Below are 13,417 nucleotides of genomic sequence, written 5' to 3' on the forward strand. Positions count from 1 at the left end.
AGGAGGCCGTCAGCCGGCGGTGGGGACCTCGACGCCGAGCACCGCCTGCTCGTCGGGGCGGTGCACCAGCACGTCGGAGAGGAACGACTGCACGGCCGGGGCCATCCCGACGTCCCGGCCGGCCCGCTCGGAGAGCAGCCACTTGTGCTCGATGATCTGCGCGAAGAGCTCCTGCGGCTCCAGCTTGCGGCGCAGGTGCGCGGGCACGGCCCGGACCACCGGCTCGAAGACCTCGGTCAGCCAGCGGTGCGCGGCCTGCTGCTCGTCCATCAGGTAGCTCTCCGCCCGGTAGGCGTCCAGGTCGTTGAGCAGCCGGCGGGCCTGGTTCTCCTCGGCGTCGAGGCCGGTCAGGCGGAGCAGTCGCCGGGTGTGGTACCCGGCATCGACCACCTTCGGCCGGACCAGGTAGCGCCCGTTGTCGATCGTGGACATGGCCACCTCGGCGACGTCGAAGCCCAGCTCGTTGAGGCGGCGGATCCGCCCCTCGATGTCGTGCCGGGCCTCCCGCTCGACCTGCTGTTCGTAGGTGATCTCGTGCCACAGCCGCTCGTAGCGCTGCACGACCTCCTCGCAGACCACCTCCGGGTCGATCGACTCGTGCAGCAGCCCGGCGGCCTGGAGGTCGAGCGCCTCGCCGAAGATGTTGACCCGGGCGATCTCCAGGTCCTCGCCGCGCTGGCCGTTGGAGAGGGAGTGGTGCAGCGCCCCGGTCTCGGCGTCCACCAGATACGCGGCGAACGCCCCCGCGTCCCGCCGGAACAGCGTGTTCGACAGCGAGCAGTCGCCCCAGAAGAAGCCGGTCAGGTGCATCCGGACGATCAGGGCGGCGAGCGCGTCGAGCAGCCGGCCCATCGTCTCCGGGCGCAGGGTGTGCGAGAAGAGCGCCCGGTAGGGCAGCGAGAACTGCAGGTGCCGGGTGATCAGCACCGACTCGAGGGGTTCCCCGTCGTCGGTCTGCCGGTCGGCGACGATCGCCACCGCCTCGACCGACGGGAAGTCGATCCGCTCCAGGGCGCGCAGCAGGTCGTACTCCCGCTCGGCGATCCGCTCGCGGGTCTCCTTGAACGCGTAGACGTACTCACCCAGCCGGACGAAACGGACGATGTGCCGGGAGATGCCCTGCGGCAGCGCCACCAGGTGCTGCGCAGGCCACTCCTCCAGCGGGGTCGACCAGGGGAGGTCGAGCAGCGCCGGGTCCACGAGGGCCGAGGTGATCCGCACGGGACAAGTCTGACGGGTATCCCCCGCCGAGCGCCTCCCTTCGTGGCTCGGCACACAGGCGGCCCCGGCCCGGCCCCGTCCGGCGCCGAGCGGGGCCGGTAGCGTGGTCGGGGTGCGGGAGACCACCACGGTACGGGCGAAGGTGCAGCTCCGGCCGGTCCGGCCGGCCGGCTGGTGGTTCGACGCGCTGCTGCTGACGGCCCTCGTCGGGTTGACCGTGGCCCTCGCCGGCGAGCGGCTCTTCGGGATCGACCGCGCGATCGCCGACTGGTCGCAGGCGCACCGGCCGACGGCCGCGCACTGGACGGCGGTGGTGCTCAACTATCTCGGCCAGGGCACCCCGCTGACGTTGATCGCCCTGGGGCTCGGGGTGCTGCTCGCGGTGCGGCTGAGGTCGGTCCGCCCGGTGCTGCCGCCCGTGCTCGCCTTCGCCCTGAGCTATCTGACCATCGGCCCGCTCAAGGTGTGGACCGCCCGACCCGCGCCCAGCGCGAGCGTCAAGGAACCCTTCCTCCCCGCCGAGCAGACCCTCCCGCTGTTCCAGGACGAGCTGCCGCTGAAGTTCGCCCAGTCCTACCCCTCCGGCCACGTGGCGAACGCGATCCTCTGGTACGGCGTCATCGCGCTGCTGCTCGCCCCGCTGCTGCGCACGTACGGCCGGACGGTGCCGCCCCGGCTGGTCACCGTGGTCCGGGTCGTGCCGCCGGTGGTGGTGCTCTGCACCACCACCTACCTCGGCTGGCACTGGCTGACCGACTCGGTCGCCGGGCTGCTGCTGGGGCTTCTCCTCGACCGGCTGGTGCACCGGGTGCCGTGGGACGACCTGCCGTTGCCGGGAGCGCTGCGGGACTGGAACCGTCCGTTCATCTCCGCCCCCTAGGGTCGCGCCGTGGATCGACTGGCGCGCCGCCTCGGCGTACGGGATGCGGTGGTCATCGGTCTGGGGTCGATGCTCGGCGCGGGCGTCTTCGTGGTCTTCGCGCCCGCCGCCGCGGCGGCCGGCGGGGCCGGCCTGCTGGCCGCGCTGGTGCTGGCCGGCTTCATCGCCTTCTGCAACGCGACCAGCTCGGCCCGGCTCGCGGCCCGCTACCCCGAGTCCGGCGGCACCTACGTGTACGGGCGGGAGCGGCTCGGCCCGTTCGCCGGGTTCCTGGCCGGCTGGGGCTTCGTGGCCGGCAAGACGGCGAGCTGCGCGGCGATGGCGCTGACCGTCGGGGCGTACCTCTGGCCGGGGCAGGCCCGGCTCGTCGCCGTCGGCGCGGTGGCGGCGGTGACCGCCGTGAACCTGCGCGGCATCGGCAGGACCGCCACCGCGACGAAGGTGCTGGTGGGCGTGGTGCTGGCGGTGCTGGCCCTGGTCGCCGTGGCCGGCGCGGTCGGCGGCGACGTGTCGCTCGACCGGCTCGGCGACCTCGGCGGCGGCGGGCGGGGCGTGCTCACCGCCGCCGGCCTGCTCTTCTTCGCCTTCGCCGGGTACGCGCGGATCGCCACCCTCGGCGAGGAGGTACGCGACCCGGCGCGGACCATCCCCCGGGCGGTCCCGCTGGCCCTCGGCGTGGTGCTGGCGGTCTACCTGGTGCTCGCCGTGGTCACGGTCGGCGTGCTCGGGGCCGACCGGCTGGCCGGTTCCGCCGCGCCCCTGGCCGACGTGGTGACCGCCGCCGGGCTGCCCGGCCTGGCGTGGCTGGTGCGGGCCGGGGCGACGGTGGCGGTGACCGGGGTGCTGCTCTCCCTGCTGGCCGGGGTGGGGCGCACCGCGCTGGCGATGGCCCGCCGCCGCGACCTGCCGGGGGCGCTCGCCGCCGTTCACCCGGTGCACCGGGTGCCGCACCGGGCGGAGCTGGCCGTGGCCGCTGTGGTGGTGGTGATCGTGCTGCTGGGCGACGTACGCGGCGCGATCGGCTTCTCCAGCTGCACCGTGCTGGTCTACTACGCGATCACCAACGCCGCCGCGCTGACGCTGGGCCGGGAGCCGGGCCGGCGGCTGCCGGTGCGGGCGCTGGCCGTGCTGGGGCTGGCCGGCTGCCTGCTGCTCGCGGTCAACCTGCCGCCGGCCAGCGTGCTCGCCGGCGTCGCCGTGCTCGCCGGCGGCGCCCTCTGGTACGCCCTGCGCCCCCGGCGGGGCTGACGGTCACTCCTCCGGCTGGCGGGGCGCGGGCGTGACCGGCTCCTCCGGCGGGGGCGCGGCCTCGCGGAGCAGGGCGTTCAGGCCGGCCCGGCGGGCCACCACCGTCAGCCGGTCGCCCGCGACGATCACCAGCCGGGCATCGGGCGCCCAGTCGAGGCGCTGTCCGGCCCGGGCGTGCGCCAGCAGGCGTACGCTCTCGGCCCGCCCGACGGCGGCGAGCGGCCGGCCGTCCAGCGACGACCCGGCGGCGACGGAGACCTCGGTGACCAGCAGCGCGTGCCGGCCGACCGGGATGGTGGCGATCACGGCGCGGTCCAGCAGCGCGGCGGAGAACGACGGGGCCGCGAGGTAGGACACGCTGCGCGAGACGCCGATGCCGAACGCCTGCTGGATGCGTTCGGCGAAGTGGCCGTCGAAGAGGCGCAGCACCACCTGGAGTTCCGGGTTGACGGCCCGGCCGATGAGCGCCGCCTGGAGGTTGGTCTCGTCGTCGGTGGAGACCACCACCAGTGCCTGGCAGCCGCCCACGGACGCCGACTGGAGGGTCTCCTCCAGCGCGGCGTCGCCCACGATCAGCGGTACGCCGAGCCGCCGGGCCAGCGCGCCACCGCGCGGCTCGGGCACCTTGTCGATCGCCACCACCTCGACGCCGAAGTCGCAGAGCTGGGCCATGACCCGGGTGCCGACGTTGCCCAGCCCGACCACCACCACGTGCCCGGAGCGCTCGGGCTGGATGCGGCCGGAGTGCAGGGCCAGCCGGGCGTTGACGATGCCGTCCACCACCACGGCGGTGATCAGCGGGATCAGCGCCAGCCCGGCCAGGTTGAGCACCACCTGCATCACCTGCTCGGCGGCCGACTTGTCCGGGTTCGGATCCTGCCCGGTGAGGGTGGTCACCAGCGTCAGGTAGAGCGAGTCGGCCCAGTCCTCGTGCGCGGCGTAGCCGTTGAGCGAGCCGAGCACCCCGATCACCGCCAGCAGCACGATCACCGCGACGCCGATCTTGCGGGTGGCGAAGCTGCGTACCGCGCGCAGCAGCACCGTCAGGGGCCGGCGGCGCCGCCGGGCGCGCCTCAGCCGGCGGGCGGCCAACTCCGTCCCCGGCGGCGTCCCGGTCGCCTCGGCGATCACCAGGTCGGCCGCGCGCCCGTCGGCGGGCAGCAGCCGGACCTGCTGCGGGTCGCGGGTGTCGGCGACCCCGCAGACCACGTCGGTCGGGCGTACGTCCTCGCGGCGGGCCACGTAGAGGGTGCGCCCGCCGTGCCGGAAGTGGGTGGGGGCGACCTCGCCCAACGCGGCGGCCACGAAGGCGGGTGCGGCCATCGAGGCGTCGGAGAGCACGGCCGAGTCGGGGAAGATCTGCCGCACCCCGTTGGCGAGGCCGGTGTTGAACATCCGCACCACCAGCCGCAGCCGGGGCTCGACCTCCTGCGCGCAGAGCGCGGCGTGCATGTTGCCGACGTCGTCCTGGTGCAGCAGGGCCAGCCCGTCGGCGCCGGCCAGCCCGGCCCGGCGGAAGGTCACCTCGTCGAGCCGGTCGGCGCGGACGACCTCGACGCCCTGGAGGTCCCGCCCGTCGGGCTCGTCCGAGCGCGGCCGTTCGGGCACCACCAGGGTGATCCGGACGCGGCCGGCCTGGAGCTCGGTGGCGAGCAGCGCCCGCACCACCCAGTAGGCGAGGGCGTCGCGACCGCAGATCACGTAGTGCGCCCGTGCGTCCCCGTTGACCCGGAGCCGCCGGCCGGCACGCCGCGCACGATCCAGCAGGGGCTCCGCCATGTGCCGCATCGTAGTCAGCCGGTCGCGCCGGACGCAGCCCCGTGATCATGAACGCTGGTCGCGCCGGCATGTCCCGCCCGGTGACGGGTAGAGCACCGGAATGCAGACGTTCCTGCCGTACCCGGACTTCCTGGCCAGCGCCCGGACGCTGGACCAGAAGCGGCTGGGCAAGCAGCGGGTGGAGACCATCCAGGTGCTGCGCGGGCTGACCTGGCCCACGTACGGCTGGCGCAACCACCCGGCGGTGAAGATGTGGGCCGGGTACGAGGAGGCCCTCACCCGGTACGGGCTGGACGTCTGCGCGGTCTGGTGCGAGCCCGGGCGGGCCGACACGTGCGCGACCACGATGACCGCCGACCTCGCCGCCGCCTGCGGCCTGACCCGGGTCCGCACCCAGGCCGAGCTGGCCGAGGCTGGGGAGCTGCCGCCCTGGCTGGGCCGCGACGACCTGCACCTGAGCCACCGCTCGTCGCTGCTGCGAAAGGACCCCGGGCACTACGGGCCGCTCTTCGGCGACGACGTCCCGTCCGACCTGGAGTACGTCTGGCCCGCCTCGGACCGCGAACGCCGCTGCCTCCCGCCGCCGGAGTGATGGCGGGGCACGTCAGGCGCTTTCCGCGGGAAAGGGTTCCCGCGATGGCTGAGCGGGCAGACTGGAGACCCACCCGGCGGGAAGGTGCACATGGCGCTGTCGAAAGTGGTCGGCCGACTCATCGGCGTACGCGAGCACGAGGTGGACCCGGGCGGTGGTGGCGCCCCCCGCGTGCCGGGCCGGGTCGAGGCGGTGGTGGTCGGCGGCGGGATCGCCGGCATGTCGGCGGCGGTGGTGCTGGCGGAGCGCGGGGTGGCGGTGACGGTGCTGGAGGCCGCGCCGACGCTCGGCGGCCGGCTCGGGGCCTGGCCGGAGACGCTGGCCGACGACAGCCGGCAGATGAACGAGCACGGCTTCCACGCGTTCTTCCGGCAGTACTACAACTGGCGCTCCATCCTGCGCCGCGCCGACCCGGAGCTGGCCTTCCTCAAGCCGATCCCCGGCTATCCGATCCTCAGCGAACGGTGGCCCACCGAGGAGTTCGGCAAGCTGCCGCCCGCGCCGCCGACGAACCTGCTGGCGCTGCTGCTGCGCAGCCCCAGCCTGCGCCTGGGCGACCTGCGGGGCATGGACCGGGACGCGGCGCTGCCGCTGCTCACCTACGACCCGGTGCGCACCTACGCGGAGTTCGACGACAGCACCGCCGACGCGCTGCTCACCTCGCTGCGGCTGCCCGACCGGGCCCGCGCGATGCTCTTCGAGGTCTTCTCCCACTCGTTCTTCAATCACGAGGCGGAGATGTCGGCGGCGGAGATGATCGCGCAGTTCCACTTCTACCTGCTGGGCAACCCGGAAGGGCTGGCCTTCGACTGCCCCGACGAGGACTACGCGACGGCGATCTGGGAGCCGCTGGCCCGGCACGTGGAGAAGCACGGCGGCCGGGTGCTGACGGGCGCCGCCGCCACCGCCCTGACCCGCGAGGGCGCCGGCTGGCGGGTGGCGACCGCCGACGGCACGTCGTACCCGGCCGGGCACGTGGTGCTCGCCGTCGACCCGCCCGCCCTGGCCGCGCTGGTCGCCGCCTCGCCCGGCCTGGCCGACCACGCACCCCGGCTGGCGGCGCGGATGCCCGCGTTCGGCCGGCCCGGTCCGCCGTACGCGGTGGCGCGCTTCTGGTGCGACGGGGACGTCTCCGCCGATCGGGCGGTGTTCAGCGGGGTGTCCCGGCAGCCCACTCTGGACTCGGTGACCCTCTACCACCGGCTGGAGAGCGAGTCCCGCCGCTGGGCCGAGCGCACCGGCGGCTCGGTCGTCGAGCTGCACGCGTACGCCTGCGACGCGGGCGTGCCCGCCGAGGAGCTGGCGGAACGGATGCGGGTCGAGCTGACCGCGCTCTGGCCGGAGGCGGCCCGGCTGCGGGTCCGCGAGCTGCGCGCCCGGGTGGAGGCGCAGGCGCCGGCCTTCACGCCCGGCAGTCACGCCTGGCGGCCGGGGGTGCGCACCGACGCCGACGGGCTCTACCTGGCCGGCGACGGCATCCGGACGGACTTCCCGAGCGCGCTGATGGAGCGGTCGGCGGCGACCGGGATCATCGCGGCCAACCACGTCCTGCGGGCCGAGGGCGGCGCGGCGGAGCCGGTCCGCTCGATCCGGCCCCGGGGCCTGCTCGCCGGACGAGGCTGACCGGCCCGGGCCCTGCGCGTCGGCAATGAGGAGCAAAGCGGGCAAATGGGCCGTTCGGTTCACTTAGGCTGACTGTCTGGGGTGAGCCGGGAGGTCGGATTGGCGCCGCGCACGGACGACGGCCCGCTCGTCGCCGACGTGCCGCGGGACGACGCGTACCCGCTGGTCCGCGACGAGCGGGCCTGCGTCGTGACCGCCCTGCGGCTCGGCTGGTGGATGGCGGACGCCTACCACCACGCGCGGACCGCCGAGCTGCGCGACCCCGGGGCCGAGCGGCCACCCGGCGCACCGCCGAAGCTGTCCAACCTGACCGAGATGTCGGGGCGGCGGCGCATGCAGATGTACCTGGACGGCGTGGAGGTCGCGCTCACCCAGATCGCCGAGCTGACCCGGCGCGTCGGTCCCGTACCCGCCACCGCCGACGCGCGGGGCCGGGTGGCCGACGGGTCCGCCGAAGCCCTGCTGCTCGCCCTCGACGACCTGAACGTGGAACTGCTGCGCTGGACGATGGCCACCAACCAGCGGGTGGGGCTGGCGTACCGGCTGGGACGCTCGCTGGCCGACACCGTCCGGTACGGCGACGCCGTGCGCAACGGCGACGCCGGGCAGGTGGCCCAGCGCTTCGGCGGGCGGCAGATCGAGATCGGCCGTTGGCTGGGCGAGCTGGCCAGCGTGCTGCCGCCGTACTCGGCCGCGGTGGTCCGCCACTCGCTGTCGGCGTGGGCGTCGGCGGTCACCAGGGCGGGCGTGGGCGACCCGACCGAGGCGGGGCTGCCCGAGCTGGCCCGCGAGCTGCGCAACCAGGGCGAGCTGTGGCAGGGCGTGCTCACCGGCGGGCTGCACCCGAGGGACCTGCTGGACGAGGAGGACTACGCGATCGTCGCCCGGAACCTGATCGTGCGGGACCGGAGGCTGGTGGTGCAGGCCGTCCGGGGGATCTTCTGGCCGGTGCTCGTACCGCTGCTCGCCGTGCTGTTCGCCGTGGTGGGGGTGAGCGCGCTCGCCGCCGCCGGCCCGCCGGTGACCCGGGCCGCCGTGGCCCTGCTCGGGCTGGGCGCCGGGCTGGCCGCGATCTGGCGCACCGTCTCGGGGCCGGCGCTCGCGGTCGCCGGGGAGGTCAACCGGCCGCTGCTGGAGAGCGAGCTGACGGCGCGGATGGCCGTACGCATCGACCGGCCCCTGGCCGCCGCGCGGGCCGCCGGCCGGGCCCGCCGGCAGCGCCGCCCCGACGAGCCGGGGCCTCGATCGAAATCCGTTGCCCCTCTGTCCCCCGCGGACCTACCGTGATCGCGCAAGGTCAACCACCGCCGCGGGAGCTGGTCATGTCGATGTCGCACGTCACCGGTGTGCCGTCGTGCCTGCCCACGCGTCCGGCATCGCCGGCCGGCGGCGGTCGTCACCGTGCCGAAGACCCCGGGGGCGGCCGGCCCGACTGACGCGTGCCCGCACGACGTCGAGCCGCCCGTCCGTAACCCGGACCGGGCGGCTCTTTCGCTGTCCGGGCCGTCCCAGATCGTCACCGCCACGAAGGGAGACACCGGTGGACGCCGTCCTCGTCGTCAACGCCGACCTCGGCCCGCTGCACCGGGTCACCGTCCAGCACGCGATCCGGATGCTCTGCCGGCGGGTCGCCGAGATCCACGAGGCCGAGCCGGACCGGGTGATCGGGGTGTTCCCGGTGCCCCGGGTGGTGCGCCTGGTCCGCTACGTGGTGACCCGGTGGCGTTTCAGCGCCGGCCCGGCCTGGTCCCGCGCGGGCGTGCTGCGCCGCGACGGGCGCTGCTGCGCGTACTGCGGGGGGCCGGCCGGCACCATCGACCACATCCTGCCCCGCTCGCGCGGCGGCCGGAACACCTGGCGGAACACGACGGCCGCCTGCTACGGCTGCAACCAGCACAAGGGCGACCGGACGCCGGCCGAGGCGGGCATGCCGCTGCGGCGTGAGCCGACCGTGCCGAGCTGGGCGGCGCTGGCGGGGCGGTGACGGACCGGCCGGCGGGAACGGGGGGCCGCGTCGGGGGTACGCCCTCGGCGCGGCACCCGTCGGCCCCCCACCCACGGGAGGTGGCGCGGTCAGTGCCGGGCGGGCGGGGTCCAGCCGAAGCGGGCCGGGCGGCGCTCGTGGAAGGCGGCCACGCCCTCGCGGGCCTCGCCGCTGGCCCGGACCTGCCCGTGCCACCAGGCGATCCGCTCCTCGTCCGCCCGCCCGTCGACGATCTCCTTGGCGGCGGCGACGCTGAGCTGCGACCGGGCGACCACGGCGGCGGTGAGCTCGTCCACCCGGGCGGCGAGCCCGTCGCCCGGCAGCACCTCGTCGACCAGACCCACCCGCAGCGCCCGCTCGGCGTCGATCAGCTCGGCGGTGAAGAGCAGGTGCTTGGCTGCGGCCGGGCCGACCAGCCGGGCCAGCCGGCGGGTGGTGGGCGCCGGATAGACCAGTCCCAGCCGCGCCGGCGGCACGCCGAACCGCGCGTCGGTGGTGGCGACCCGCAGGTCGCAGGCGACGGCGAGCTGACAGCCGCCGCCCACACACGCGCCCCGGACGGCGGCGACGGTCGGCTTGGCGAAGGCGGCGAGCCGCTCCTCGGCGGTTACCGCGATGCTGGCGTCACCGGCGTCCAGCAGCTCGTCCAGGTCGCCCAGGTCCGCGCCGGCGCAGAAGGTGTCCCCCGCGCCGGTGAGCACCAGCGCCCGGACGGCCGGGTCGGCCTCCAGCCCGTCGAGCAGTTCCGGCAGCCGCCGCCACATGGCGGTGGTCATCGCGTTGCGCCGCGCCGGGTTGCGGATCACCACCGTCGCCACCGGCCCGGCCACCTCGACGAGGAGTTCCGCGTCCGCCACCGTCACCACCCCTTCGACGTACCGCCCGGCCGCCGGGAGCGGCGACGCGTGCGGCGACCATAACGGCGCCGGCCCGACGACCACCCTGGCGGGGTGGTCGCCGGGCCGGCGACGGTACGGCTACGTCAGGAGACGTTCAGCGCGGTGTCGTCCACGACGAAGGACGTCTGGAGCGACGAGTCCTCGACGCCGGTGAACCGCAGGGTCACGGTCTGCCCCTTGTAGGCGGCCAGCGAGAACGACTTCTGGCTGTAGCCCGCGGCCTTGTTCAGGTTCGAGTACGTGGCGAGGGTCGCCAGCACCGTCCCGGAGGAGTTGAGCACCTGCACCCGCAGCGTGTCGTACGCGGTGCTGCTGGTGGTCTCCGCCGAGTCGATGTGCAGCCAGAAGCTGAAGTTGTACGACGTGCACCCGGCCGGCAGGCTCACCGACTGGGAGAGCGTCTCGGTGCGGGTGGTCCCGTACCCGTTCATCCACGCGCTCCACGTGCCGGTGCGGGCCGGCTGCGCGGTGCCGTGCTGGCCGATCACGCCCGAGGTCTGCGTCCAGGCGGTGGCCCCGGACTCGAAGCCCGCGTTGGCGAGCTTCTGACCCGGGCTGGTGCAGCCGCCGCCGGTGCCGTTGACGGTCAGCGTGTAGGTGGCGCTGCGGGTGACCGAGCCGGCGCCGTTCACGGTGACCGTGTAGGTGCCGGGCGCCGTGGCGGCCGTGGTGGCGACGGTGAGGGTCGACGAGCCGCCCGAGGTCACCGAGGCCGGGCTGAACGAGGCGGTCGCCCCGCTCGGCAGGCCGGCGGCCGACAGCGTCACGGTCTGCGCCGAGCCGCTGGTGGTGGCCGTGGCCACGGTGGTGGAGACCGAGCCGCCCGGGTTCACCGCGCCGGAGGTCGGCGAGAGCGAGACCGAGAAGTCGTTGCCGGTCGAGCACGGCGCGTCGTTGCCGGCCACGTTCACCGCGGTCCAGGCCGCCTGGACGGTCCGGTACTCGGTGGAGCAGCTGCCGTACAGGTCGGTCGCGGCGCGCAGGCTGTACGCCCGGGCGGTGTTGGCCGGGTTGCTGGTGTTGACGTACGAGGTGTTGGAGGTGAAGTACGCGTCCAGCGCCCGCCACCAGATCTTCTCGGCCTTGGCGCGGCCGATGCCGGTCACCGCCGGGGCGGAGCCGCAGACCGGCGAGGTGCCGTACGGGGTGGCCCCGGTGCCCTCGGCGAGGTTGAAGAAGAAGTGGTTGGCGACACCGGACGAGTAGTGCACGTCCTTGCTCCTGGTCGCGGTGGACCAGCAGCTGTCGCTCGAACCGTCCAGGGACGGGTTGTACATGTAGCGCAGCGGCGTACCGTTGCCGTTGATGTTGATCTTCTCACCGACCTGGTAGTCGCCCGGGTCGGCGGAGCTGTTGGCGTAGAACTCGACCATGTTGCCGAAGATGTCGCTGGTGGCCTCGTTGAGGCCGCCGGACTCGCCGGAGTAGGTCAGGCCGCCGGGGACGACGTTCTCGGTCACGCCGTGGCTCATCTCGTGGGCGGCCACGTCGATGGAGACCAGCGGCCGGGAGTTGCCGCTGCCGTCGCCGTAGGTCATCCGGGAGCCGTCCCAGAAGGCGTTGACGTAGTTGTTGCCGTAGTGCACCCGGCTGGGCACGCCCCGGCCGTCGCCGAAGATGCCGTTGCGGCCGTGGGTGTTCTTGAAGTAGTCGAAGGTCTTGGCGGCGCCGTAGTGCGCGTCCACGGCGGCGGACTGCCGGTTGGAGGTGGCGCCGGTGCCCCAGGTGTTGTCGGCGTCGGTGATCGTGGTGCACGTCGACGTGCCGTTGTTCATGTCGCACGTGGAGCCGTTGCCGCGCAGCGGGTCGATCATCTGGTACGTGCTGCCGGAGAGCGTGGTGTCCACGGTGACGGTGCCCGAGTAGACGCTGTTGCCCGTGCCGGCGACGGCCTCGATCTCGTCGTACGAGCCGACGACCTTGCCCGTGGTGGCGTCGGTGACGACGTGGAACCGCGACGGCGTCTGCCCGTCCGGGTGCCAGCCGGTGACGACGGTCTCCCAGGCGAGCCGGCCCTTGCCGGAGCTGGCGTCGACGAAGAGTTCCGGGGTGCCCACGGCGGTGAGCGTGCCGGAGAACTCGGCGCGGGCGGCCTTCTTCGCCGCCGCGGCGGGGACCTTCGCCGTGGTGGGCAGGGTCAGCGGGGCGTCCAGACCGACCGAGGAGCCGGCGTAGCCGCCGTTCGGCGCGGTGTGGATGATGAAGTCACCGCCGTACACCCGCAGGCCCTGGTAGGTCCGGGTGTAGCGGGTGTGTGCGGCGCCGTTGGCGTCGACCTTGGTGCTGTGCACCTGGTATGCCTCGGCGCTGGTGCCCTGCACGGCGCCGGGGTTGGTCCGCAGGACGCTCGCCGCGGCGGCGGCGGGCCCGCCCGGGGCGGGGGCGGTGGGGGGTGCCGCGAGCGCCGGGGTGGCGACGCCGGTCAGCAGGCCGCTGGTGAGCAGGGCCGTACCGACGGCGGCAATGGGTCTTTTCACGTGCCCTCCTGATCGGGGGTATGCGCGACAGGGATAGTCACGCATGTAGATATAACGATGTGACGACCCAAAAGAGAAGAGGTGATCCGGATTCCGCCCGGGACACTGACCGTTCGGTGGAACCGGTGCCGGCGGGAACCGCGCCGGCGCGCCGCGCGTCCGAGCGGAATGAGATCAGTTTCGATGGCTTGCGTCAAGATCACGCTGCTGGTGACGGCCCTGTCCGGCTGCGCGACGACCGAGCCGCCCCGGGTGCCGCCGCCGAGGAGCTTCCCGGCGGGCCCGTCCGCACCGACCGTGGCGCCGCCCACCTCCGCACCGACGGCCGCGACGGCACGCGTGGTGCTGACCCGGTCGGGCGGGTTCGCCGGGCGCGGCGACACCGTGACGGTGGAACCCGACGGACGATGGAGCGCCGTGGACCGCGCCGGGTCGCGCCGCACGGGCCGGCTCTCCGGCGCGGACCTGGACCGGCTGCGCCGGCTCGTCGCCGACCCCGCGCTCGCCGCGGAGGCGGGCCGCCCGTCGGCCCCCACGGCCTGCCACGACGCCTTCAGCTACCAGCTGACCGTCGGAGCGGTGCAGACCGGCTACGTGGACTGCCCGTCCGACGGCGGCGCTGCCACTACGACCCGCCTGGTGGTGGAACTGCTGGTCGGCGCGACCGGGTGACCGGCTCGGGAAGCCTCGTACGCAGGCCCGGCGGGCGAGGGC

At 74.6% G+C, this 13,417-nt stretch carries 11 protein-coding genes; 7 read left to right on the plus strand and 4 right to left on the minus strand.

From position 1 onward, the window contains the following. Positions 1 to 9: 9 nt before the first annotated feature. Complete coding sequence (locus tag ACN27A_RS19210) at positions 10 to 1,221, minus strand: DUF4032 domain-containing protein (protein WP_421455336.1); 1,212 nt, start codon at positions 1,219 to 1,221, stop codon at positions 10 to 12. A gap of 142 nt (positions 1,222 to 1,363) precedes the next feature. Here ACN27A_RS19210 and ACN27A_RS19215 point away from each other — a divergent pair, with 142 nt between their 5' ends. Next, positions 1,364 to 2,101 carry a phosphatase PAP2 family protein gene (locus tag ACN27A_RS19215; RefSeq protein ID WP_421458528.1) on the plus strand — a complete coding sequence of 246 codons (738 nt, stop codon included), beginning with the start codon at positions 1,364 to 1,366 and terminating at the stop codon, positions 2,099 to 2,101. A 9-nt stretch (positions 2,102 to 2,110) separates the two neighbouring features. Further along, entirely contained in the window at positions 2,111 to 3,349 is a 1,239-nt protein-coding gene (locus ACN27A_RS19220) for an APC family permease (protein ID WP_421455338.1), read from the plus strand. 3 nt (positions 3,350 to 3,352) lie between these two features. Here the strand turns inward: ACN27A_RS19220 and ACN27A_RS19225 are convergent, their stop codons facing one another. Then, on the minus strand, positions 3,353 to 5,137 hold the full coding sequence (locus tag ACN27A_RS19225) for an NAD-binding protein (RefSeq protein ID WP_421455341.1): 1,785 nt from the start codon (positions 5,135 to 5,137) through the stop codon (positions 3,353 to 3,355). Between the two features lie 91 nt (positions 5,138 to 5,228). Between ACN27A_RS19225 and ACN27A_RS19230 the strand changes: the two genes are divergently transcribed. The 4 genes from ACN27A_RS19230 to ACN27A_RS19245 all read left to right on the plus strand — a co-directional run bounded on the left by ACN27A_RS19230 (position 5,229) and on the right by ACN27A_RS19245 (position 9,327). Further along, the gene (locus tag ACN27A_RS19230; protein WP_421455343.1) at positions 5,229 to 5,720 is read left to right on the plus strand and encodes an MSMEG_6728 family protein; all 492 of its coding nucleotides are present in this window, start codon (positions 5,229 to 5,231) and stop codon (positions 5,718 to 5,720) included. 90 nt (positions 5,721 to 5,810) lie between these two features. After that, positions 5,811 to 7,343 carry an FAD-dependent oxidoreductase gene (locus ACN27A_RS19235; protein ID WP_421455346.1) on the plus strand — a complete coding sequence of 511 codons (1,533 nt, stop codon included), beginning with the start codon at positions 5,811 to 5,813 and terminating at the stop codon, positions 7,341 to 7,343. Between the two features lie 99 nt (positions 7,344 to 7,442). Then, the gene (locus ACN27A_RS19240) at positions 7,443 to 8,630 is read left to right on the plus strand and encodes a hypothetical protein (protein WP_421455349.1); all 1,188 of its coding nucleotides are present in this window, start codon (positions 7,443 to 7,445) and stop codon (positions 8,628 to 8,630) included. Between the two features lie 253 nt (positions 8,631 to 8,883). Further along, positions 8,884 to 9,327, plus strand: coding sequence for an HNH endonuclease (locus ACN27A_RS19245; RefSeq protein WP_421455352.1), 444 nt, complete (start codon positions 8,884 to 8,886; stop codon positions 9,325 to 9,327). Positions 9,328 to 9,416: 89 nt separating this feature from the next. Here ACN27A_RS19245 and ACN27A_RS19250 read toward each other — a convergent pair whose 3' ends face one another. Beyond that, complete coding sequence (locus tag ACN27A_RS19250; protein WP_421458529.1) at positions 9,417 to 10,190, minus strand: enoyl-CoA hydratase/isomerase family protein; 774 nt, start codon at positions 10,188 to 10,190, stop codon at positions 9,417 to 9,419. Between the two features lie 119 nt (positions 10,191 to 10,309). Further along, positions 10,310 to 12,703 carry a M4 family metallopeptidase gene (locus ACN27A_RS19255; protein ID WP_421455354.1) on the minus strand — a complete coding sequence of 798 codons (2,394 nt, stop codon included), beginning with the start codon at positions 12,701 to 12,703 and terminating at the stop codon, positions 10,310 to 10,312. A 183-nt stretch (positions 12,704 to 12,886) separates the two neighbouring features. Here ACN27A_RS19255 and ACN27A_RS19260 point away from each other — a divergent pair, with 183 nt between their 5' ends. Then, a complete protein-coding gene (locus ACN27A_RS19260; RefSeq protein ID WP_421455357.1) occupies positions 12,887 to 13,375 on the plus strand; it encodes a hypothetical protein in 489 nt (162 codons plus the stop codon). Positions 13,376 to 13,417 lie beyond the last annotated feature (42 nt).

This window comes from Micromonospora sp. WMMD737, from assembly GCF_049179055.1.
GTDB classification, from domain to species: domain Bacteria; phylum Actinomycetota; class Actinomycetes; order Mycobacteriales; family Micromonosporaceae; genus Micromonospora; species Micromonospora reichwaldensis.

Coding starts and splice junctions, on each gene's coding strand:
- ACN27A_RS19225 (WP_421455341.1), bottom strand. CDS start 5,137: ATGCGGCACATGGCGGAGCCCCTGCTGGATCGTGCGCGGCGTGCCGGC.
- ACN27A_RS19235 (WP_421455346.1), top strand. CDS start 5,811: ATGGCGCTGTCGAAAGTGGTCGGCCGACTCATCGGCGTACGCGAGCAC.
- ACN27A_RS19260 (WP_421455357.1), top strand. CDS start 12,887: ATGGCTTGCGTCAAGATCACGCTGCTGGTGACGGCCCTGTCCGGCTGC.
- ACN27A_RS19230 (WP_421455343.1), top strand. CDS start 5,229: ATGCAGACGTTCCTGCCGTACCCGGACTTCCTGGCCAGCGCCCGGACG.